Genomic DNA, 24,300 nt, shown 5'->3' on the forward strand with positions numbered 1-24,300 from the left:
AGGGACTTCATTTATTCAGCTGGTGATTAAAAAAGTAAGGCTTACTGACTTTTTACTTTGCCAGCGATTTCAGGTAATCGGTAAACGCTTCGCCAAATTCATTATGACGCATGCCGTATTCGACAAACGCTTTCATATAGCCGATCTTCGAACCACAGTCATGGCTTTTGCCTGACATATGAAATGCATTAACCTGCTGTTTTTCCATCAGCATATCAATCGCATCTGTCAGTTGGATCTCATCACCGGCACCAATTGGCGTACGCGACAACAACGGCCAAATATCCGCAGACAAAATATAACGACCGACAATGGCCAAGTTCGACGGCGCATCGTCCTGAGCCGGTTTCTCAACAACCTTGGTCATCGATACCGAACCACCAGGTAACAGATCCGCACCATTAACATCCGCGACACCATAGCTAGATACCTCGGACATCGGCACTGGCTCAACCATCACCTGGCTCACACCATTCTCATTGAAAGCCTTTACCATCGCAGCCATATTCTCACGACGCAAGTCACTGGCCACATCATCAAGAATGACGTCTGGCAACACGACGGCAAACGGCTCATCGCCAACCAGTGGGTGGGCACACAGCACAGCATGGCCTAGACCTTTGGCCTGACCTTGGCGCACATGCATAATCGTAACGTCAGGCGGGCAAATATTCTGCACCTCATCGAGTAGCTGACGCTTAACACGTTTCTCTAGCGTGGCTTCGAGTTCAAAAGAGGTATCGAAATGGTTTTCAATCGAATTTTTTGATGAATGCGTCACCAAAATAATCTCTTTGATCCCAGCAGCAACACACTCACTCACTACATACTGAATCAGCGGTTTATCTACAATCGGCAGCATCTCTTTTGGGATGGCCTTTGTCGCTGGCAACATACGAGTACCCAAGCCAGCAACTGGAATCACTGCCTTACGGACGGGGGAAGTATTCGACATTTCTTTATCCATATTTAAACGTGGCTGGGCCAATATAACAAACGAGAATTATTTTTTAATTAAATATTCGTTCTGGACACTCACTTTCACCTGCTTGCCCAGCAGATTTATCAGCATGAATGAGCGCTTTTCGCCATCAGGTTCATGATAAATTGCCTCTATCCCTTTGAATTGCCCTTGAGCAAGTTTGAGGGTTTCACCAGGCTGAGGCAAATTAGACAATTTTGCCTGTTGTTCCGCGGAATCCTCATTAACCATTAGACTATAGATGAGGTCGGGGTCAACTCGCTGCGGTGTTTTGCCCTGCCGGATAAAATCAGCCACCCCGCGCGTTGAACGTACCGTTGTATAGCTGATCATTTCAGGATCAAAATAAACAAACATGTAGTTGGGGAACAGTGGTTCTTGCGATGAAACACGCTTACTACGTACAATTTTTTCAACGGTCACTTGCGGGTAATAACATTCAACACCCTGACGATCCAGATTGATGACAGCTCGTTCCTGCTCGCTGCGTTTACAATACAAAAGAAACCAATCTTTCATCGTCTCGCCTACCCTAATGGCCACTTCATGATCAGGCAATTATATACAAAATTCTTTTGAATATGTGTCCACGAGCCCAAAATTATTGCCTGCCCCACGTTTTTTGCACGGCCGACATCACAGCTCGGTCAATTTCGGAAGTTAATGACAAGCGCCAAATGTAACAATCATTAAAATATAAATTTCTCAGCATTACACTCCAACATTAACACCAAAAACAGAACAATACACCACAACAAAGCATAAAAACAGAATAACCACACCAACAAGACTAGGAAAACTCATTTTTCATTTTTGAACAATAAACAAACAAATCTTTACTTTTCAACATCTTGTGAGTTTTAAATATTGTTCTTTAAATGTAAAGATTTGCAGTTTAATTATTTGTCATTTATAAAAGACGCCACACAAGCAAACACAATACATCCAAATACAGAGAATAATTATGAACAACGACGCCCGTGGTACTTTATTAGGCCACCCTAAGGGGTTGTTCTTGCTGTTTGGTACCGAACTGTGGGAACGATTCTCTTACTACGCAATGCGAGCCATTCTTGTCCTATATCTAACTGACAAGACCATCAACGGCGGTCTGGGTTGGACAACCCAAGACGCTCTGAATCTATACGGCATCTACACCGGCCTTGTTTATATTACCCCTCTTATCGGTGGCTGGATTGCTGACAACTTCCTAGGACAGCGTCGTTCAATCATTATCGGCGGTATCCTGATGGCCCTTGGCCAATTTACTCTGGCCCTACCCCACAGCATGGTTGACCCGCATGCGGTAACAGCCTTCTACGCAGGCCTTGCGCTTCTTATTATCGGTAACGGTCTGTTCAAGCCAAATATCTCTACCATGGTCGGCGACCTATACAAAGAAGGTGACAACCGTCGTGACGGCGCATTTACCATCTTCTATATGGGTATTAACCTTGGTTCATTAATGGCGGGGGTTATCGCGGGTACAGCTTCAGTAACTTACGGCTGGAAAGCAGGTTTCCTAACAGCGGGTATCGGTATGCTGATGAGCCTTGTCATTCAGCTTATCTTTGCTGAACGCCTACTGGGCGATATCGGTAAGGTTCCGGCAGCCAAGCGTGCGGCACAGATGAACAAGTCAGGCAAAAAAGAGCCTCTTACCACTCAAGAGCGCGACCGCCTAAAAGTCATCATGATCATGGGTATGTTCGTTGTTATCTTCTGGGCTGGCTTCGAGCAAGCCGGTGGCCTGATGAACATTTTCTCCCAGCAATATACTGACCGTATGCTAGGCAGCTTCGAAGTCCCTGCTGCATGGTTCCAGTCACTAAACCCGTTCTTCGTAATCACGCTGGCACCGGTTATCGCTGCTATCTGGGTGAAGATGGGCCCTAAAGAACCAAGCTCGCCGGTTAAATTCGCGATGGGCCTTTTCTTCCTAGCCGCTGGCTTCCTATGTATGGTTGGCGCGGTTCTGGAACAAGGCGGCGACCTAACAGTGAAAACCTCTATGCTATGGCTAGTTGGCGCATACTTCTTCCATACACTGGGTGAGCTATGCCTATCGCCAATCGGCCTGTCACTAGTTACCAAGTTGGCACCGCTTCGTCTGGCCTCTCTGATGATGGGCGCATGGTTTGGTTTCAACGCTATTGCTAACTATGTTGCCGGTATTATCGGTGCCCACGTTGGCGAAGCCGGTCCAATGGCTATCTTTAGCGGTATTGCCATTGCAGCAACCGTTTCTGGCCTGCTACTGCTACTATGCTCAAATCAGCTAATCCGCTGGATGCACGGTGCAGAAGGTAAAGCCGTTGTTGAAGATGATGCTGAAGCACAACCCGTTCAGGCATAATCATTTAATAAAGCACAACTAAAAAGGAGAGCTAAGGCTCTCCTTTTTTTGTTTTATACCCAATGCAACACTTTTATTCACGCATACCAAGTCGTTTGAAGATCAGGCTAAAACTCCCAGCTCCGGCCTCGCACAATGATAACCGCCCGCCAGATGGTGCCAAATGCAACCGCATCACGTCATTGTGTTTCGCCCCTTTTCCTAACCAGGCAAGTGGCGGCACAAATTGCCCCCCATCACTGGTTTGAAATTTACCGGCCAACCCCGTCGATACAAGACTCAAGGAACGGTCGGTGGCATCAAATATCCCGAACAAGGCTCTTACCGGTGAAGCATAGCCCGATTGGGCTACCCCCTTCTCAATCAATTGAATGAGTGCTGGCAGGTTATTCTCCTGCGCCATACGGGTTCTTAGGTAATCATTGAAAAATGCGCGGATCAATAAAGTCGTTGCTGTGCCTTTATCACCGCCTGACGCCGCATCAACCAAATAAAAAGCCAAGCGGCCATCTATCATCCAGCTGTAATCAAGCAACACCGGAAGAGTGCCTGCATCTTGAAGCACACAATAGTTAACCTGCCAATCTCCCTGCCGAGATTCCGTGTCTGGCATCAATCCAAGCAACAGATCCCTCGACGCCTGTGGATTGGCCTTAAGTTCATCGATATGCCACTCCAATTCTTCGTCTATCACCGTTTCATCATCAACGTTGACCCACTGGCTAGAAAAATCCCGGGATCCCTCTGTGGCACTATCTTGGCTGCCCATCACCGACAGCAAGGCCGATTTCAGCACCATGATGTTATCAAGCGGCTTGATCAAGAAGTCCTTCACACCATGCCGCAATGCCGAAGCAACATCAGCCATATTCCCCGTACCTGAAATCACAATGATCGGCACCATCGGATACTGCAAGGATGCCTCTTCGACAAACTCCATCCCCGTCAGTACCGGCATTTCAAGATCACACAGCAACACGTCAGGAATGGCATCACGCATCGCCTTTAACCCTTCCAACCCGTTTTCGGCTGTACGTACCAAACAGCCCTGCCGGACGAGAAAGCCCGCCAGCATTGTGGTAAATACCGGGTCATCTTCTACAACTAATACATCTTTACCTTCAAGCAACGTCATCCCTCGCGCTGTTCTGCAATTCTGACTTTCCGCCTCGAATAACACCGATATCACCCCCTTGTTAGTCCAAAGTACAACGTACACAATGAACCAAAAGGTCAATCCGCTCTCGCATAAACAAGGATCTTAAGGTAGCTTGGATATTCATAGCCTGTAAAAAGCATAGGCAGCATTTACTCAACCGTCAGTGATCCAGCAAAAGAATGTTAAGATTAGAGTAATTTTGCAATGCATATCAAAATTTAACAATTTCAAATAGTAAGAAGCAATTATTTCCAAACAATGGCAAGAGATTTGATTTACGACAAAAGTTGCCATGTTATCGACATCTTCTTACATATTTTGTTATACAATTCACCATTATAAGTTTTCAGTGATGTAGAGTTATGAAGCTTGACGATTTAAATCTTTTCAGAATGGTGGTAGAAAATGGGAGCTACACTGCAGCTTCCCGTAAAACGCAGGTGCCTGTTGCAACCCTGACCCGCCGAATTCAGGCTCTTGAAGAATGCCTGAACATCCGGTTGCTTAACCGCCATGCCCGCAAGCTCTCGCTCACAGAAGCCGGTCAGAAATTCTATGACGACTGTAGCCCACTGCTGCAGCGACTGGTTGATACGGCCGAACACATCAGCGAAGAGTGCAAAGGGGCGGCAGGTAAACTAAAAATCGCAGCACCATCGAACTTGACCAAGGTCATGCTCCAACCATTGCTTAATGCATTCATGAAAGAGCACCCGGCAATCAATATCGAAATTTCGATGAGCAATGATCCTGAACTGCTCGATCCAACGGACTGGGATATCATTTTCCGCGTCGGCCCCCAACGCGATTCCACCCTTATTGCCAGAAAGGTCAATGCGGTCAAAGATATCTTGGTTGTCAGCCCTGATTACCTGAAGCATAACCCTGAGCCAAAACATGCACAGGATCTCCACCAGCATCCGCTACTCAAAGGCAAACCACTCCTGCGCTGGCGTCTAACCGAAAGCAACGGTGAAGTCATTACCGTCAGCGATCGCGGTCGCTTCGAGGCCAACGAACTGAATGTTGTGCGCAAAGCCTGTATGGCAGGACTGGGAATCACCTTAATGCCAGATGTGATGCTCGAAAAATACATCGCCTCCGGCGAGTTGATCCAGATCCTGAAAAACTGGTCATCAAACCCACGCGATGTATACCTGATGTACAACCACCGCGATTACCAGCCAGAAAAACTGCGCTTGTTTATCGAGTTCGCCAGCACCTACTTCAAACTGTAATAGGACCATTCCCTTCTTACCTGTGTGCAACAGGAACGCAAACCTGTTGCACGTCATTCCTTGCCATCCCCATCAAGCCCGACTAAACGTTAATAATGTCACTTTTACCAATACACAGGTTTACCTTGGTCTAAGATCGACAGCCAAACGACAGAAGAACACTAAAAGCAGGGCTGCACGCGTGTTCTTTACATGTGGGAATACACTGTGGGGAAACATTATGATTCTGGGACACCTTTTCGGGCTATATGCCCACCCTAAGAAAGAATGGACAGCCATCGACAAAGAACACGAAGGTATTCAGAGTAGCCTCAGCCATATTTTGCTGATTGCACTGCTACCACCAATCTTTGCCTTTATCTCCAGCGTGTTTATCGGCTGGCGAATTGGGGTTGGTTCCCCCATATTCCTGACCCAGAACAGTGCATTCGCCATGTCAGTCGCCATGTATTTTGCACTGGTCGGCGGCGTATTCGCACTCGCTTACCTAATCTACTGGATGAGCCGCACCTTCGGTTCGACACCTACATATACCCAAGCCCTTGAGCTCGCGGCCTACACCGCAACGCCGCTCTTCATGGTCAGCATCGCAGCAATTTACCCTCAAATCTGGTTTCTGATGATTATTGGGCTGATCGGCATTGCCTATTCGGTCTACCTGCTCTACACCGGTGTTCCCATTTTGATGCACATTCCCGAGGAACGCGGTTTCATCTACGCCAGTTCCATCGTCACCTGTGGCTTGGTCTTGCTCGTTAGCATTATCACAGGCTCCGTACTTCTCTGGAATTGGGGAATTGGCCCAGTGTTTAGCCACTGATCGGCAAAAGCACCGACCTGCAAACAAAAATCCCCAGCTTCGGCCGGGGATTTTTCATAGACAGAGCGCATTATTAACGATTACACACCTTCGTTGTGCAGCTCCAAAGTGGCAAGATCCTGCTGGATCTCACGCTGGGTCTTAGCATCTTCGCTACGCAGCGAATCAAGAAAATCCAAATAGCTCTGGTCAATGTCACCGGTCACATACGTACCGCTAAAGACTGATGCCTCGAAATTCTGGATCTCCGGATTGCCCTCGGCAACCGCACTCAACAAGTCGTCAATATCTTGGAAAATCAAGCCGTCGGCTCCAATCAGCTTACAGACCTCATCGACTTCACGACCGTGGGCAATCAGCTCGTTGGCCGACGGCATGTCAATGCCGTAGACATTCGGGAAACGCACCTCCGGAGCCGCCGACGCCAAGTACACCTTACGCGCACCTGCCTCGCGAGCCATCTCGATGATCTGCTCTGATGTTGTACCGCGCACAATCGAGTCATCCACCAACAGTACGCTCTTGTCTTTGAACTCAGAACGGATAGCATTGAGCTTGCGACGTACTGACTTACGGCGTAACTGCTGACCTGGCATGATGAAGGTACGACCCACATAACGGTTTTTCACAAACCCCTGACGGTAGGGTTTATCCAACGTACGGGCGATCTCCAACGCACTGTCACAAGAAGTCTCAGGGATCGGTATCACAACATCAATATCGATATCCCCCCACTCACGCTGGATTTTCTCGCCCAACTTCTCACCCATCCGCACTCGGGCACCATAGACGGACACCTTGTCAATAAACGAATCAGGACGGGCAAAATAAACAAACTCGAACACACACGGGTTCAAAGAAGGATTGTCGGCACACTGCTCGGTGTACAACTGGCCATCGAAAGTAATGTAGACCGCTTCGCCCGGCGCGACATCACGCATGAAATCAAAGCCCACTGCATCAAGCGCAACAGATTCTGATGCCACCATGTACTCAATCTGGCCCTTGACCTCGCGCTTGCCCAAACAGAGCGGACGAATACCATGCGGGTCACGAAAAGCAATCATACCGTGGCCTATCACCATAGCCACGACAGCGTAGGCACCAGAAACAATACGGTGTACCTCACGCACAGCCGCGAAAATCTCATTGGGGCAAATCGGGTAAGACTTGGCACCATCCAACTGGTTAGCCAATACATTGAGCAGGATTTCTGAATCGGAGGTGGTATTTACATGGCGGCGGGCAGACTCGAACAAGGTATCCCTGATTTCGGTAGCGTTGGTCAAATTACCGTTGTGTGCCAATGATATACCATAAGGAGAGTTCACATAAAATGGCTGTGCTTCCGATGCACTAGAGCTTCCTGCTGTCGGGTAGCGTACATGGCCAATGCCCACATTACCCTGCAGACGCTGCATATGCCGGGCTTCGAATACATCGCGAACCAAGCCGTTCGCCTTGCGCAGACGGAAACGATTGCTTTCCAAGGTAACAATACCAGCCGCATCTTGGCCACGGTGCTGAAGCACCGTCAGTGCATCATAGATAGACTGGTTAACCGGGGTCGAGCCCACGATTCCGACAATACCACACATGTCCTAAATCCTCGTCACGCTTTCTATAGTTAAATTTCAGCGGGAACCCAGTATCCCGAGAACCCGCTGTAAATTGTTGTTTCCTTGGCGCCGACACCCCTGCCCGCGCCTCTACTATCGTGCCCAACGCTACTTAACGGTAGGCAAAAAGCTTGATGTGTCCTTAATGTACGAGAAGAACCACTCAATCACGACCCCGAACTGTGGGATAAGCTGCGACTGCTGCCACCAATCGGCTTTCGAAAAGCCGGTAAAGGCATCGATAAAGAACAGGACAGCTGCCACGATCAAGACACCACGTACACCACCAAACACAATCCCCAACACCCTATCGGTGCCAGACAGACCCGTTTTCTGGACCAGTTGGCCAATCACATAGTTGACCACCGCTCCCACCACCAAGGTGGAGATAAACAGAACGGCGATTGCACTCCCGTTCCGGATCATTTCATCCTGAATGTTCGAGAAGTAGACCGCCAGCTTCTGATAGAAGTTACTAGCGATAAAAAACGCGGCAAACCAAATCACCAGCGACAATGCTTCTTTGACAAACCCCCGTATCAAACTGACAAGGGCCGAGAAGCCAATTACGCCTATAATTACGTAATCAATCCAGATCATCATTTTTTATTTTCGTCTTGTTGGTGCGTATTCTAACAGAAAAAATGCGAACGCAAACGTTTACCTAAGGGTTTAATGGATTAAATCTAACCAATTGCCCTTTCAGGCCGGTCAGTTTCTCCAGTTCTTTTACTTGCTTGGCCAGCTTGTCTTTCGATACATCCGGGCCGACAACGACCCGAGCCAAATCTCCCGGCTGCGGGACTTTCGGCAAGACATGGGCCTGAAAGCCCTCCTTGCGCAGCTTAGCAACCAGCTGGTAGGCGTTCTCGAAATTACGGAAAACCCCAAGCTGCACCATCCAACCGCTGTCAATATTACCGATTTTCGGGGCTGACTCTGGCTGAGGGTCGGTTTTCACCATTTCCTGCGCGAGCGGCTGTGGCTCGTCGGTGTTGGCGTCTTCCGGCGGCAGAATATACGGGTTGTCCACCTCGCTGACGACCACTGTCACGGGATCGGGCGGCAACTCCACCTCGGCGAATTCAGGCTCGGGAATAGAGGCATACTCGGTTTCCTCGGCAACCTGCGGCTTTAGCGGAATGCTGGCAAATTGCTCTTGGTAATGCTGCTTTTTGCCATCAAACAGATCCGGCAGGAAAATCACCCCGATCGCAACCAGGATGATAGTACCGACCAAACGACTTTGAAATTTACTTGCCACTCTTACTCCTGTGCTTGTGCTGTAATGTGATCAGAGACTTGGCCAACAGTGTAAAATGAACCGAACACAATCACCATGTCTTCAGTGGTTGCCTCTGTCAGAGCTTTGTCATAAGCCTCCACAGGGGTGTGATAAGCCACCGTTCCGGCTGGAAGGTATGCCTGAATCTCAGCCGCCGTTGCGGCACGCGGGCCGGTCAGTGACGCGGGATACCAGTGGTCGACAATACCGGCCATCTCGGCCACCGTCGAGGCAATATCCTTGTCATGAAGCATCGCCACCACCGCATGAATGCGCTGCTTGCCCGCCTGCTGCTTAATGGTAGCCAATTGCCCGGCAAAATACGCTGCCGAGTGAGGGTTATGGGCAACATCCAAAATCACCAGCGGCGACTCCGATATACGCTGCATCCGACCGGCAAGTTGCACGCCGGCAAGCCCTGCCACAATGTCCTCATCGCTGATATCCAACTCGGCTGATGCCAAAGCCATCAGGGCCGTAGCGGCATTCGGCAGCGGCAACGACGGTACCGGCAAGTCCTCCAAACTGAAACAGCCACTGTGCCAAGACCACGTCTCGCCGTCACGCTCGTAGCGGAACTGGTACCCAACCTGATACAACTTGGCACCAATATCATCGGCATGGGCAGCCACTGTCGCCGGCGGATTAGGCTGGCCACAAATTGCAGGTTTGTCCGCACGGAAAATGCCAGCCTTCTCATAGCCGATCACATTGATGTCATCGCCTAGCCAGTCAACGTGGTCAATCGCCAGGCTGGTGATCACCGATACATCATGATCGACAATGTTGGTGGCATCCAAACGGCCACCCAGCCCCACTTCGAGAATAGCAACGTCAACCTGATTGGTTTTGAACAGCTGCAACGCTGCAAGCGTGCCGAATTCAAACAGGCTCAGGCTCGTATCGCCACGCTGCTGCTCGACAAAGGCGAACGCCTCGCTGTGGGCGGCATCGGAAAGCTCACTACCGTTGATCCGAACCCGCTCGTTATAGCGGATCAGGTGCGGCGAGCTGTACACACCCACCTTGTAGCCAGCCTGAAGCAGAATGGCTTCCAAAATCGCACAAGTTGAGCCTTTGCCATTGGTGCCAGCTACGGTGATCACCCGCGCGGCGGGTTTGGTCAGTGCCGCACGCTGGGCAACGGCCTGAACACGGTCAAGCCCAAGGTCGATGGCGCTGGTGTGGAGTTGTTCTAGATAGGTTAGCCAAGTGGCCAAAGAGGCGTTTGCCTGGGGAGCTGTCAATCCGGACATTCTTCATTCGTTATCTGGGTGAATATAGCCACTAATTTATCACTGAAACCCCGAATCCCAAACCGCCACGGCAATTCAATCGTTTAAATAAGAGCTCAGCAGCACGAATTATACAAAAATGCCTAACTAACAGGCACTCCTGCTGTCCATATTGCAGACATAACAAAAACGGGACCCGAAGGTCCCGTTTGCAGAATCAATACACGGCAAGGCGGATTATTCTTGAATATCGTCTGCGGCATCAGCCTCAGGCTTGGCAGGCTCGAGCTTAGCGACAAACGGCGATTCGATTTGCGTCATTTTCGCAACCAAGCCACCGATGCGGTCACGCATCTCGCGGCGGTCAACGATCATATCAATCGCGCCATGCTCAAGCAGGAACTCGCTGCGCTGGAAACCTTCAGGCAGTTTCTCGCGCACTGTCTGCTCGATAACACGCTGACCAGCAAAGCCGATCAGAGCCTTAGGCTCACCGATATTGATATCACCCAGCATCGCCAGGCTTGCCGATACACCGCCCATTGTCGGGTCAGTCAATACCGAGATAAACGGCAGGCCCTTGCCTGACAGGCGCTCAAGCGCAGCACTGGTTTTTGCCATCTGCATCAGCGACATCAGGGCTTCTTGCATACGCGCACCGCCACTGGCAGAAAAACAAACCAAACCACAGTTATTGGCAATCGCCTCGTCAACAGCACGGACAAATTTCGCCCCTACCACCGAGCCCATTGAACCGCCCATGAAAGAGAATTCAAACGCACAGGCAACCAGAGGCTGCCCAAGCAGGGTGCCTTTCATAGCAACGAGGGCATCTTTCTCGCCGCTTGCTTTTTGCGCCGTAGACAGGCGATCTTTGTACTTCTTGGAGTCGCGGAACTTGAGCTTATCTTGCGGCTCAAGCTCGGCAGCAATTTCTACCTGGCCATCGGCATCCAAAAACGTCTCAAGGCGACGGCGAGCCTTCATCCGCATGTGGTGGTCACATTTCGGACACACTTCTAGGTTACGCTCAAGGTCGGCGTGATAAAGCACTTGTTCGCAAGAGGTACATTTAGTCCACACCCCTTCAGGGATAGACGCTTTGCGAGAAGAAACAATGTTGCTTTTAGTTAGGATCTTTTCGAGCCAGCTCATGAATGACCTTTTATGTTCTTTTTCCCTGCTTATGAGTTATTAGCAAATAGTAGTATTAGCAGAGAATGACAAATTCGTTAAATTTCCGAACAAGGATTAAAGCACAAACTCGCCAGCCTGTAGATAAAAAACTGGTACTACTAGTTGAGTTTGGCCGTCCTCCCTGCGGTTTTTTGCTTAATCCGGCAGAAACACAGGGCCAATCGGCGCCTTAGGCAGATCAAACGCTTGAGGGTAATCCACCTCAACCAAATAAAGGCCTTCCGCCTTGGCCGTCGCGCCAGCCAACGTACGATCTTTCTGGGCCAGCAACCACTGGATCCATTCCGGTTTTTCTTCGCCACGCCCCACTTTGATCAGGCTACCGGTAATATTGCGCACCATGTGGTGAACAAAGGCGTTGGCCTTGATGTCGATAATGACATAGTGGCCCTGACGCGTCACATTCAAGTGCATTAGATTACGCCACGGGCTCAATGATTGACAATGCACAGCACGGAAGGATGTGAAGTCATTCTCACCCAAAAGATACTGGCCTGCCTCATGCATCGCTTTTTCATCCAGCTCGCCATGATAATGGCTTACCCCTGAACTAAGGATAGCCGGACGCAATGCATGGTTGTAAATTACATAACGGTAACGGCGAGCCGTGGCACTAAAACGGGCGTGAAACTCGTCATTCACTTCCTTAGCCCAGCGCACAGCAATGTCCTTCGGCAGATGGGCGTTGATCCCCATTGTCCACGCAGCCATCTTGCGGTTCACATCAACCTCGAAGTGCACCACCTGACCGGTGCCATGCACGCCCGCATCGGTACGGCCGGCACACTGTACCTCAATCGGCTTATTGGCAATTTTACTAAGGGCTTTTTCCAAGCGCTCTTGCACGCTATCCACATCCCGCTGACGCTGCCAACCGTAGTACTTCGCCCCGTCGTATTCAATACCTAACGCAATTCGCATAATTCACTTCGTTGTTGCTGGGCCTAACGGCCAATGAATGATCAAAGTGAGCGATTATAGGGTTTCTAGGGGCAAAGGGGCAAGGCAGCCCCCCAATACCGTATAAAAAAAGTCCCCAACCCGTACAGGTTGAGGACCTCTATTTTTAGCGACGACTCTTTCAGTTAGCGCAAATGACGCAGGATCTCCTTGGCTTCCTGCTGCAACTTGGCATCCGCCTGCTCGGCGATTTCCTGCAGTAGGCCACGAGCCCCTTCGTTGTCATTCATCTCAAGGTAAGCCTTGGCCAGATCCATCTTGCTCGCGAACTCACCCTGACTATCAACATCAAATGACGCTACGCCATCTAGCACATCCGGGAACTCATCCAAACCGACATTCAAGTTCAGAGGCTCCTCATCAAGATTCTTCGCCAAGCTCTCATCCTCCTCGTCCAACTCCTTGAGGAGATCATCAATACTGATGTAAGGAGACTGGGATGAACGAGGCAGCTCTGCAACGGACTCATCAAGCAACTCACTGCCCGCTTCGTCGCCACCCACCAACTCAGAATCAGGCAGTTCAGTGACGGCTTCGCTGATTGCAACCTCATGATTAGCGATAATGTCATCCGCCTGCGCCACCGATACCTCTTCTTCGGCAGGCCACTTATCGGCCGTCGAATTATCCATCGCATCAGCAACATCTTCACGGTGCATCTCTGGCTGGGTCGACCAATCCTCGCCTTCCAGCAACGGCTCAGGATTGCTTGCCGCCCAAATCGCACTGTCTTCCTGCGACAGCTCATCATCCGACAAGCTCGAGTCCTCGGTGCTCATATCCGACAGCGACCACAGTTCCTCGCGTTCTTGCTCTAGCAGCTCACGGCCATTTTCCTCAAAACCGTGCTCAACCGCTTTAGAATCCGCTTGCGGCAATACTGGCGGCACCTGCAAAGCCGGCTTCTCAGGCTGATGGTCAGCCGGGTCTTCAACGGGCTCATTGAGCAGCGCATCCATATCCAGACCCGCTGAATCAATCATCACCTCGTCAAGCCCAGCCTCTTGACGGCCATTACCAGACTGGCCCGAATAACGGTCATTAAACTGAGCGCCACTATCAAGCTGTTTCAGGCCATGCTCAAGCTCATACTGTTCCAGTTCGTTCTGCTCATCGAAAGATGCCTGCAGGGCGTCATCTTCTCCGAACTCCGGCAGACTATTCGGATCCAGCGTCTCGAACTGAATATCCTGGCGACCATGAATCGAATAACTCCCACCAAATTCATTGGCAGAAACTGCAGGCTCATCGTCACCAGCAGGGGCCTGACTATCCTCAGCAAGATCTTCGCCAGCAATATCGCTATTACCTTCCTCCTGCTCGGCTAGATTGGCCATCGCCTCCGCCATGACAGCATCGAACGGCATATTGCTTGCTGGCTCAAATTCCGCATCGACAGACGTATCCTCGTCATGCGTATCTGGTACCGACGGTGCTCGTTCCACGGCCTCGGCAGCCTGCTGCAACTGCTTGACAATATTGTCCAGCATGACCTGCTCTTCATCGGCCGAAAGCTCTTTAGCCGGTTCAATCTCAAACTCAGCCTCAGGATCGTTCCATGCACTCTCTTCATCGAACTCAGGCAAATCTTCAAGGCTCAACGCCTCCGGGGCAACCGGGGCCGGAGCCTCGCCAGCCAAATCGCTGACCTCTATCGGTGCATGCTCATTGTCAACGGGTTCTTGAGCATCCAGATCGGCCAGAGCAGCCTCTTCGTCATAAACAGGGAACGCTTCAGCCGCAAGCGGCGCGTCATGCAGCTCTTCGTTATCAACATCAACGGCGCCCTGCGCTTCGAGTGATTGCAGTAGCTGGTCAACTGTTTGACCTACCCCCTGCTCGCCCTCATCGCTATCTGCTGCGAGATCATCATCGAGAACCTCGTAAGCCTCATCTACCTCGTAAGCTTCGTCAGCAAAATCGGTGCTGGCACTCTCCATAATCGAGGAAGCAGCATCAACATCAACAGCTGGCACATCAATAGCAGGAGCTTCAACCTCTGGCTGAAACGTTTCCTCCGCCATCTCGTCGGTACGATCGTCAACCGGCGCAGCCTCTGCGACATCAGCGTAAGCATCCGTTGCCGGAGCGACATCCGTTTCAGCATCTTCAACGCCAGCAAATTGCTCAGCCGTTGACGCAACAAGCATATCCTCGGGCTCTAGCGACCGCTCAGGCTCTACTGGTTGCTCAGGTTCAGACTTTCCCAGATGGTCGGCCTCACCCGGAACATGACCACCCTGATCATAAGGCCGACGCTCAGCATGGCGCGCATCTTCAAACAAGGCCTGATCGATATCAGCCGGGCGGCTCGCCGCTTCAGGCTCCTGTGATTCTGCCTCAAGCTCAGACGGGTCCTTTGGGGTGTGTTTTGCCAACACCTCATCGAGCAGCTCCGTGCTGTTTTCATCAACTTTGATGTCAGGTGCGTGGAGTTCATCCTCGTCTTCACCCAACACCTCATCTAACAACTCGACACTGTTCTCTTCAAGGTCGATATCTGAAGATAGCTCATCTTCGTCTTTTACCAGCTCGTCCAGCAGGACAACGCTATTCTCGTCGAACCCATCAAGAACATGCTCATCAAAACCGTTCTCCAGTACATCAACGTCAACCGGCGGCTTGACCAGGCTTATCGGAGCTAGCTCTGGTTTAACGTTTTGCGGCTCGAACGCCATATCGGCAAGGCTATCAATAACCGGCGGCTCAACGGCAACCTCAGGTTCATCAAGCGCCACCTGCGGTTCAACCGGAACGGGCTGAGGCTGCAAAATATCGCTACCATCCAGCTCCTCACCCTCATTGAGGCGTGGCGTTTGCGCCAGCAGATTAGTATAAGGCTCCGCCGGCTCTACTTCAGACTGCGGCTCAGATTCTTTTTTTTTCTCCTCGCCCTCATCAGCAAGGTCATCGAAACCAAACCCGTCGAGATCGGACGCCGTTGCCTGTGGCAGATCCCACAATGCATCAAGCTCATCTTGGTCTACGCTCTCATTTTTACCCGGCGACTGAGCCAACATCTCGGCATCAGATACCGCTTTATCAACGGCAGCCTGCTGCTTGGCATCATTTTTTTCTTCGAAAATATCTTCATCAAAGCTATCGAAGTTATCAAACAGCGCATCGAGCTCATTTTGATCAACCAAACTATCGGCTACCGGTTCCGTACGGGCCGCTTCTGGGGCAACACGATTCTCCGTCGCAGAACGGTCAACCGCTGGCGTATCCGTTGGTAGGCTGTCAGTCAGCAAATCATCGAGCATGGACTGATCAAGCAAATCATCACGTTCATCATTCTGATCGGAATCAAGCAACAGATCGTCATCATCCAAGGTCAGGTCGAAGCTGTCCTCTTCGTCATTGCCGCTCAGTGACTTTTCCCACATCGCCGCCAAATCGGCATCGGAAGACGAATCCACCTTCTGATCCAGCTCGTCCAGCGCGCGCTCCATGTCTTCCAGGCCAATCGCCTTCTCGTCACCTTTGACCGAAATGCTGCTCGGGCCAAGGCCGTTACCCACGGAATAATCGTCCAAATCGAGAGAATCATTCGATGTGCCGAACAGGCTATCGTTATTATCATCGAACAGCGCATCCTCTGACTTGAACAAGTCATCCAAATCCGGTTCAAGCGCATCCGGCTTGGATTCCATGTCCAAATCCATCTCCGGTACCGAGCTGCCCAAATCAGGGGAGGATGGCGATTCCGGCCCCTTATCGGGATCCGTTAACAGCTCATCATCCTCTTCATTTTTACGGCGTCTCATAAAGAAGATACCCGCAGCGACAATCAGACCGCTCGGCACCAGCATCATCGCCAACAATGCCAGCGGGTTGGAGATCAAATTGTCAAAAAAGCCTGGCTCCGGGATGGGTGCTAGCTTAGGCTGGTTTGGCTGCTGCGCTGCCTGCTGACCCTTTTGCTGATCAATAAAATCTTTAATTTGACCGCGTAGTTGCTCATCAGCAGTGATCTGGGTTTTAAGTGCGGCAACTTCGTGTTGCATTTCTGCCAGACGAACTCGCAGCAAATGATTGCTTTCCAGCAGTTTGTTCATTTGCTCGTCGGAGGCATCCAACTGCGCCTGCAGAAGATCTGGCTTGATAGAATTGGTGCCGCCATCGCCCGCCGGGCTCTTGGCCGCTTGCGAAGCCGCAGACGACAGAGCCGTACTTGACAGGGCTGAGGTTGGCTTGGCAGGCGGTGTCTCGGTGTTATTGTCTGCGGGTTTCTTATCCGCTTTCTTGTCCGTATTCACCACGGGCTTAGCCGGGGCATCGTCCTTCTTATCTGCCGCCGCAGATTTGACCTCTGGCTTAACCGGGCTTACGGCAACCTTTTTCGGGGCTTTGGTCTCTTCTACCGGCTTAGGTGCTGGCTTCGGCGCAGGCTTCTGAGACGAGGCCGTACGCTGTGACGACGCACCCGAGGCAGCAGGGTGCTTGTCCCTTTCCAACTGGCGCTTGACCAAATCCGTACTTTCACGGCTGATTTGCTCAGGCGTAGGGATCACCAGCACGCTGCCAGGCTGCAAACCGTGAATATTGTTGCCTTCAAAAGCCTGAGGGTTCAAACGATAGATTGCACCAATCACTTGGTAAACAGAATGATTGGTAGTAGGACGGTAACGCGAGGCGATCGACCACAGGGTTTCCTGCTGTGTGGTCGGCCCGTAACGGTTATTGGCCGATGGAACTGTATTCTGGCTACTGCGGACAGCTGATACAGCAGAAACCGTCGGAGAAACCACAGGAGAAACCGTACGTTCAACGGGCAGCGCTTCATCTGCAGGACCAAGAATACGGATAGTATTTGCGTAAACCGGGAGATGAATGGCGGAGGCGGTAAATACTACCGGAATAACGAGACGTTTTATCATCTTATTAGAAAAATCAGACACTGCCTGCTGTCCTCTTTGGCAGGAATTAATGCTTTGATCTCAGGGTACAAACACCCGATATTGATCATATAGATACCCAAGCGGCCTCAAAATGCGTGTTTTCACGAAAAGGGAGTGACCTTCAACCAAGGTACAGGGTAGTTGGTATCTTGAGTTTACTTACGGCTATATCATACTAGATTACTCACTATCGGCCTACGGCAAACAAACTTGAAGGCGAGAATGTGAGCATGGTTCGGAATTAATGGCGATTCTGCAACCAATAGTATAAAAAAGGCTCTCAAATCCAATAACTTGAGAGCCTATAAGAGATTATTTAGCCGTTAAAGATAATCAGCAATCAACGTTTCGGCGATCTGTACGCTGTTTGTCGCCGCGCCCTTGCGCACATTGTCAGCAACAACCCACATATTCAGGCCACACGGATGGCTGATGTCTTCGCGGATACGGGAAACCATAACGTGATCTTTGCCTGTCGCATCGCCTACCTGAGTCGGGTAGTCGTTACCGTGGAAGACCTCGATACCTTCGGCATTTTCCATCAGTGAAATGACTTCTTCGATATTCACCGGCTGGCATGTCTCAACATGTACCGCCTCGGCATGGCCGTAGAATACCGGCACGCGAACACATGTCGGGTTCACACGGATGTTATCGTCGCCCAGAATCTTCTGGGTTTCCCATACCATCTTCATTTCTTCTTTGGTGTAGCCGTTGTCCATGAACTGGTCAATGTGTGGCAGGCAGTTGAAAGCAATCTGCTTGTCGTACACATTGGTTTCGGCAGGAAGGCCATTAAGCAGCTTAGCCGTTTGGCCCGCTAGCTCGTCAACGCCCTTACGGCCCGAGCCAGATACTGACTGGTAGGTCGCCACGTTGATACGCTCGATACCATAAGCATCGTGGATCGGCTTAAGCGCCACCAGCATCTGGATAGTCGAGCAGTTAGGGTTGGCAATAATGTTACGGTTACGGTATTCGGCCAGTGCGTGCGGGTTCACCTCAGGCACAACCAACGGAATATCGTATTCGTAGCGGAAACGGGAAGTGTTGTCGATCACTATCACGCCCTGATCGGCCGCGATTGGCGCCCAACGGTCAGACGCTTCTGCACCGGCAGAGAAAATGGCAAGCTGCACCTGACCCCAATCGAAATCCTCGACATTGGTAACACGTACACTCTTACCCTTGAAGCGCAGGGTTTTGCCCGCGCTGCGCTCAGATGCTAGCAGATAGAGATTGCGAACAGGAAAATTGCGCTCCTCAAGTACTTCGACAATTGTCTCACCAACGGCACCAGTGGCACCTAGAACGGCAATATCAAATTCCTGGCTCATGGCCTTTCCTCTACAGTAAAACCTAAATTAGCCAGCGACTCTACCCCAAAATGGGCCTCGCCCGCTACTGTAATCGCACTATATTCACGGCGATCCCAATAATTTTTCCGCATCCGGTCAAATGCGGCGGCCATTTGCGGAGTACCCTGCTCCGTTGCGCCCATTTCACGGCGGAACACGCCATCGTCACGGCGCACGTCATACACCAACTGGGTTAGGCTGAACAGGCTCGCCTCGTCCCATTGTTGGCTCAGTGCAACCTGCGGGATTGGCGCCACAGGCAGCAAGCTAGACGCTTCAACCTGCTGGTCGTCATCAAGACCGAGAAATTGGCAGAACGCATTGAATACCATCGTCGTGCCGCGCGCCTTGCCCTCAAGGCCATAACCCGCCACATGCGGCGTGGCAAAAGCAAGCAACGGCAATAACGCCAAATCAACCTGCGGCTCGTGCTCGAACACATCCAATACTGCCGTCAGCATTTTTCCAGAGCCAGACTGGCTGGCCTGCAACGCCGTTTTCAGGGCTGAGTTATCCACCACCGGGCCACGAGCGGCATTGATCAAGATCGCCCCCGGTTTCATGGCCGCCATAAACGCGCTGTCGACCAAATGGTACGTTGGGTAGGCACCATCACGGGTAATAGGTGTATGGAGGGTGATCACGTCACACTCGGCCTTGATCTGCTCAAGGGTATGGAAAGTACGGGGATCACCGGCCTGCTCCTTGAACGGGTCATTGAGCAAATAGCGGATACCCAGCGCATCGAGGCACTTGGCCAAGTAGCTACCCACATTGCCCGCACCAACGATACCCACGGTTTTGTCGAAAATCGAAAAGCCCTGCTGCTGGCCAAGTACCATCAGGCTGCTGAGTACATACTCGGCGACCCCCACCTTGTTGCAGCCCGGTGCCGCCGTAAAAGCAATCCCCTTTTGCGCCAGCAATACGTCATCAACATGATCCTGTCCGGCAGTTGCAGTACCAACGAACTTGAGCACATTGGCCTTGCTGATCAACTCGGCATTGACCTTGGTCACCGAGCGGATCATCAAGGCGTCGATATCCACCAAATCATCGGCGCTCAGGGTTCGCCCCGGCTTGCTGATGACCTCGCCAAGCTGGCCAAACAACGCTGCCGCATAGGGCATGTTCTCATCAATGAGGATCTTCATGGAGTGTCCTTTGGTTACTGATCTTTGGGATAGTATTATATCCCAAATATAAAAAAGCCCGGCACATGGCCGGGCAAAACATCCAGGTATGAAAACACAAGCTGCGTCATAGACAGGTCCCGCAAAAGTCCATACTATGCCAGAGCGTGTGCCGCGTCTGTCTATTTTGGCACCGGCCTAGGATGCCGAGCTCAACACATCCCCGCTAAAGGCTGTTAGACTGGCTCCTTTGCCGGTGCCGATCCTGGATAATGACAAAAGTTAGTATTATTCGCGTGTCGACGGCCAATTAGCCTTCGAACTTCTTGATAACCAATGTCGCGTTAGTGCCACCGAAACCGAAGCTGTTCGACATTACAGTCTTCAATTCCTGATCGCGTTTCTCAGTAACAATGTCCAGACCTTCAGCAGCCGCATCCAAATTCACGATATTGATACTTGGTGCAATGAAGTTGTTGTCCAGCATTAGCGTTGAGTAAATCGCCTCGTGAACACCTGCCGCACCCAGTGCGTGGCCCGTCATCGCCTTGGTCGCAGAAATCGCAGGGCTGTTCTCGCCGAACAACTCTTGGATCGCGCCCAGCTCTTTCAGGTCGCCAACCGGCGTAGATGTACCGTGGGTATTGATGTAGTCAACCGGTGCATCCAGATCCTGCATCGCCATCTTCATACAGCGCACCGCACCTTCGCCCGAAGGGGCAACCATGTCGTAGCCGTCAGATGTCGCGCCGTAACCCACGATTTCACCGTAGATTTTCGCGCCGCGCGCCAATGCGTGCTCAAGCTCTTCGATAACCAGCATGCCGCCGCCACCAGAGATAACGAAACCGTCACGATCAGCATCGTAAGTACGAGATGCCTGCTCAGGAGTTTCGTTGTACTTGGTAGACAACGCGCCCATCGCATCAAACATCATGGTCATTGACCAATCAAGCTCTTCACCGCCACCTGCAAACATGACGTCTTGTTTGCCTAGCTGGATAAGTTCAACCGCATGGCCGATACAGTGAGCAGATGTCGCACACGCAGAGCTCATCGAGTAGTTCACGCCACGGATCTTAAACGGTGTAGCCAAACAAGCCGAAACCGTTGAAGACATCGTACGCGGTACCATGTAAGGACCTACACGCTTCACGCCTTTTTCGCGCATAGTATCAGTCGCAACAACCTGGTTAAGCGCAGAAGCGCCGCCCGAACCGGCTACAAGGCCAGTACGATCGTTGGAAACTTGGTCTTCAGACAAGCCCGCATCGGCAATGGCCTGCTCCATAGAAAGGTAAGCGTACGCAGCCGCATCACCCATAAAGCGCATTTTCTTACGGTCAATGTGCTCAGACGGTGTGATTTTCAGATCGCCCCACACATTGCTGCGCAGATTCTTCTCAGCAAACTGCTCAGAAAAAGTAATACCGGACTTACCCGCTTTCAGAGACTCCAGCACTTCTTCCACGTTGTTACCAATGCTGGACACAATACCCATGCCAGTAATTACGGCTCGTTTCATGATGTATTCCTACTGTCTGTTATACCCAAGTCATCTCAGTATGGACGGCAACGGCTGCCTGCAAAGGCCACTCTGCGCCAACTTGGGTATAACGTGGATGTTCACTTATCATTATCGCGTAAAATATACCGTGCCGACCTGATAAATTCACCATCAGGGCCAACGGCAGAAGCGGCTACTTACGCCAAGACATTCTTTTTGCTAAGTGGATAATAACGGCTTTAGCCCGCAAAAGTGGTCAGCTTTCCTTTTGATCGGGTACAATCCCCGCCCAACAGGGTGTTCACTGGGTGTTTTGTACACAAAACCCGCTCGCCAACGAATACCATTGGCACACTAACCACTTGCAACAATGAGGTTTCTTCCCTTGTCAGATTCAGCCAAACCGTCAACTACAACCAGTCGTACCCGTATCGAAAACGCGGTACTGGACTGGAACGATGCCGGCACACCGGTTTCCAACGACTTTGATGATGTGTATTTCTCCAACACCAATGGCCTCGAAGAAACCCGCTATGTATTTCTCAAGCAGAACGGATTGCCCGAACGCTGGGAACAAAGCGAGCACCGCCGCTTTGTCGTGGCCGAAACCGGCTTCGGAACCGGCCTAAACTTTCTGGCGGTGTGGCAGTGGTTCAAGGCATTCCGGGCTGCAAACCCCGATGCCCCCCTGCGCGAGCTGCACTTTATCAGCTTCGAAAAGTTTCCCGTCACCCTGACCGATCTGGTCAAGGCGCATGAGTCATGGCCGGAGTTGGCCGACTTGGCCAGCCAGCTCCACGCCCATTATCCACCAGCCGTTGCCGACTGCCACCGTATTGTACTCGAAGATGGCCTGATTACCCTAGACTTGTGGTTCGGTGATATCAAAGACTGTATGCCGCAGGTATGGACCGGCGACGACGGCATCGTTGATGCCTGGTTCCTTGACGGCTTTGCCCCGAGCAAGAACCCTGAAATGTGGAGCCAGAGCCTGTTCGACGGCATGGCCAAACTGGCCCGCCAAGGCGGCACGGTTGCCACCTTTACCGCTGCGGGCTTTGTCCGCCGAGGCCTGCTCGATGCCGGCTTCAAGATGTGGAAAGTCAAAGGCTTCGGCAAAAAGCGGGAAATGATCGCGGGCAGACTGAGCGAGCGCCACACCCCGGCCAACACCAAGCCGTGGTATCACCGCAAGGCGGCTTCGCGACAAGATGGCAATGCTATCGCCATCATCGGTGGCGGTATCGCCTCGGCCACTACCGCATTGGCACTGGCTCGCCGAGGCGTTGCAACCACCCTGTACTGCCGTGACGGCCAGCTCGCAGAAGGTGCATCCGGCAACCGACAGGGAGCGGTATACCCGCTGCTTAACGGATCCAACGATGCTCTGTCGCGCTTCTTCGCTCCGGCCTTCCTCTATGCCCGCCAGTTTGTCGAGCAAGCGGCCGAAAAAGCCAACTTCGCCCACGGCTGGAGCGGCGTAACCCAATTGGCATGGGACGACAACACCACCAGCAAGCTCGCCAAAATGATGAGCGGCGGCTTCCCAGACGCACTGATCCGCGAGCTAGACAACGAGCAAACCCAAGCCGTAACGGGCGTGGCAACCGGCCATGCCAGCGTCAACTACCCGCTTGGCGGCTGGCTGTGCCCACAAGAGCTAACCCGAGAGCTACTGGCAATGGCCGAGCAGAGCGGTTCACTCACCATCAAGACCGGGTGCGATATCACCACCCTTGAGCACAACAGCCAGACAAACCAGTGGCAACTAGGCGACAGCGAGGGCAACCATTACAGCCACGAGTGCGTGATTGTTGCCAACGGCCACCGTTTTGCCGACTACCCGCAAACCCAGCCGATCCCAGCCTACTCGGTGCGCGGCCAAGTCAGCCATATCCCGACCAACCCATCGCTGGGCGAGCTGAAAACCGTACTCTGCTATGACGGCTACCTGACGCCGGTCAATGCCAGCGGCGAGAGCCACTGCATCGGTGCCAGCTACCGCCGTGGCAGCACCGAACTGGACTTCAGCGAAAGCGAACATGCCGATAACAAACAACGTCTGGTTGATTGCCTGCCGCAAGCCGACTGGCCTGCCGCCATTGATATGTCAGCCAACCAAGCCCGCGTCGGAATCCGCTGTGCCAGCCGTGACCACCTACCGTTTGTCGGCGACGTGTGCCGCTACGACGACCTGCTGCGCCAGTACGACAACCTTAAAAATGAACAGGACAACGCAGAACGCGTGCCGACCTATCTGAACCTCTATGCCATGATCGGCCTTGGTTCACGCGGCCTGAGCTCAGCCCCACTGCTTGGCGAGCTACTGGCATCGCAGATCTGCGGTGATCCACTACCGCTGCCTGTCAGCGTACTGGAGGCTTTGCATCCAGGCCGGATGTGGGTGCGCAAGCTGGTCAAAGGCAAGCAGCTATAAGGCTCTTTGTCGATCGCCGTTCAGGCAAGTTCATAAACAACAAAGCCCCCGGCATTGGGAAATGCCGGGGGCTTTGTTTTCGCTGCCTGTCTTTTTTTATCTTCTACTTTATC

Annotated in this window: 17 protein-coding genes; 4 read left to right on the top strand and 13 right to left on the bottom strand. The window is 51.8% G+C overall.

Going from position 1 to position 24,300, the window contains the following annotated elements:
• Positions 1–52: 52 nt before the first annotated feature.
• Both galU and rfaH read right to left on the bottom strand, forming a co-directional pair.
• Positions 53–955, bottom strand: coding sequence for a UTP--glucose-1-phosphate uridylyltransferase GalU (gene galU / locus ABT56_RS17045; RefSeq protein ID WP_047880108.1), 903 nt, complete (start codon positions 953–955; stop codon positions 53–55).
• Positions 956–1,003: 48 nt separating this feature from the next.
• Complete coding sequence (gene rfaH / locus ABT56_RS17050; RefSeq protein WP_047880109.1) at positions 1,004–1,501, bottom strand: transcription/translation regulatory transformer protein RfaH; 498 nt, start codon at positions 1,499–1,501, stop codon at positions 1,004–1,006.
• Between the two features lie 445 nt (positions 1,502–1,946).
• Here rfaH and ABT56_RS17055 point away from each other — a divergent pair, with 445 nt between their 5' ends.
• A complete protein-coding gene (locus ABT56_RS17055) occupies positions 1,947–3,338 on the top strand; it encodes a peptide MFS transporter (RefSeq protein WP_047880110.1) in 1,392 nt (463 codons plus the stop codon).
• A gap of 73 nt (positions 3,339–3,411) precedes the next feature.
• On the opposite strand, the gene ABT56_RS17060 is transcribed toward ABT56_RS17055, so the two are convergent.
• A complete protein-coding gene (locus ABT56_RS17060; RefSeq protein ID WP_047880155.1) occupies positions 3,412–4,467 on the bottom strand; it encodes a response regulator in 1,056 nt (351 codons plus the stop codon).
• A 392-nt stretch (positions 4,468–4,859) separates the two neighbouring features.
• On the opposite strand from ABT56_RS17060, the gene ABT56_RS17065 reads away from it, so the two are divergent.
• Positions 4,860–5,735, top strand: a complete 876-nt coding sequence (locus tag ABT56_RS17065; RefSeq protein WP_047880111.1) for a LysR family transcriptional regulator — start codon at positions 4,860–4,862, stop codon at positions 5,733–5,735.
• A gap of 220 nt (positions 5,736–5,955) precedes the next feature.
• Positions 5,956–6,555 (top strand): Yip1 family protein, encoded by a 600-nt coding sequence (locus ABT56_RS17070; protein ID WP_047880112.1) that lies wholly within the window; start codon positions 5,956–5,958, stop codon positions 6,553–6,555.
• Between the two features lie 80 nt (positions 6,556–6,635).
• On the opposite strand, the gene purF is transcribed toward ABT56_RS17070, so the two are convergent.
• The 10 genes from purF to fabB form a co-directional block, all read right to left on the bottom strand.
• The gene (gene purF, locus ABT56_RS17075) at positions 6,636–8,153 is read right to left on the bottom strand and encodes an amidophosphoribosyltransferase (RefSeq protein WP_047880113.1); all 1,518 of its coding nucleotides are present in this window, start codon (positions 8,151–8,153) and stop codon (positions 6,636–6,638) included.
• A gap of 129 nt (positions 8,154–8,282) precedes the next feature.
• Positions 8,283–8,774 (bottom strand): colicin V production protein, encoded by a 492-nt coding sequence (cvpA, locus tag ABT56_RS17080; protein ID WP_047880156.1) that lies wholly within the window; start codon positions 8,772–8,774, stop codon positions 8,283–8,285.
• A 64-nt stretch (positions 8,775–8,838) separates the two neighbouring features.
• Positions 8,839–9,438 carry an SPOR domain-containing protein gene (locus ABT56_RS17085; RefSeq protein ID WP_047880114.1) on the bottom strand — a complete coding sequence of 200 codons (600 nt, stop codon included), beginning with the start codon at positions 9,436–9,438 and terminating at the stop codon, positions 8,839–8,841.
• 2 nt (positions 9,439–9,440) lie between these two features.
• Positions 9,441–10,715, bottom strand: coding sequence for a bifunctional tetrahydrofolate synthase/dihydrofolate synthase (gene folC, locus ABT56_RS17090; protein WP_047880115.1), 1,275 nt, complete (start codon positions 10,713–10,715; stop codon positions 9,441–9,443).
• Between the two features lie 216 nt (positions 10,716–10,931).
• Complete coding sequence (gene accD, locus ABT56_RS17095; protein ID WP_047880116.1) at positions 10,932–11,849, bottom strand: acetyl-CoA carboxylase, carboxyltransferase subunit beta; 918 nt, start codon at positions 11,847–11,849, stop codon at positions 10,932–10,934.
• Positions 11,850–12,026: 177 nt separating this feature from the next.
• Entirely contained in the window at positions 12,027–12,812 is a 786-nt protein-coding gene (gene truA, locus ABT56_RS17100) for a tRNA pseudouridine(38-40) synthase TruA (protein WP_047880117.1), read from the bottom strand.
• 164 nt (positions 12,813–12,976) lie between these two features.
• Positions 12,977–17,752, bottom strand: coding sequence for a FimV/HubP family polar landmark protein (locus tag ABT56_RS17105; RefSeq protein WP_157037884.1), 4,776 nt, complete (start codon positions 17,750–17,752; stop codon positions 12,977–12,979).
• 323 nt (positions 17,753–18,075) lie between these two features.
• Positions 18,076–19,089 (bottom strand): aspartate-semialdehyde dehydrogenase, encoded by a 1,014-nt coding sequence (locus tag ABT56_RS17110; protein WP_047880119.1) that lies wholly within the window; start codon positions 19,087–19,089, stop codon positions 18,076–18,078.
• Positions 19,086–20,264, bottom strand: a complete 1,179-nt coding sequence (locus tag ABT56_RS17115; RefSeq protein ID WP_047880120.1) for a 4-phosphoerythronate dehydrogenase — start codon at positions 20,262–20,264, stop codon at positions 19,086–19,088. The genes ABT56_RS17110 and ABT56_RS17115 overlap by 4 nt, the downstream gene beginning before the upstream one ends.
• A 289-nt stretch (positions 20,265–20,553) precedes the next feature.
• Positions 20,554–21,768: a beta-ketoacyl-ACP synthase I gene (fabB, locus tag ABT56_RS17120; protein ID WP_047880121.1), complete on the bottom strand. Its 1,215-nt coding sequence runs from the start codon at positions 21,766–21,768 to the stop codon at positions 20,554–20,556.
• Positions 21,769–22,135: 367 nt separating this feature from the next.
• Between fabB and mnmC the strand changes: the two genes are divergently transcribed.
• Positions 22,136–24,187, top strand: coding sequence for a bifunctional tRNA (5-methylaminomethyl-2-thiouridine)(34)-methyltransferase MnmC2/FAD-dependent 5-carboxymethylaminomethyl-2-thiouridine(34) oxidoreductase MnmC1 (mnmC, locus tag ABT56_RS17125; protein WP_240478342.1), 2,052 nt, complete (start codon positions 22,136–22,138; stop codon positions 24,185–24,187).
• Positions 24,188–24,300 lie beyond the last annotated feature (113 nt).

It is taken from the genome of Photobacterium aquae, from assembly GCF_001029445.1.
GTDB classification, from domain to species: domain Bacteria; phylum Pseudomonadota; class Gammaproteobacteria; order Enterobacterales; family Vibrionaceae; genus Photobacterium; species Photobacterium aquae.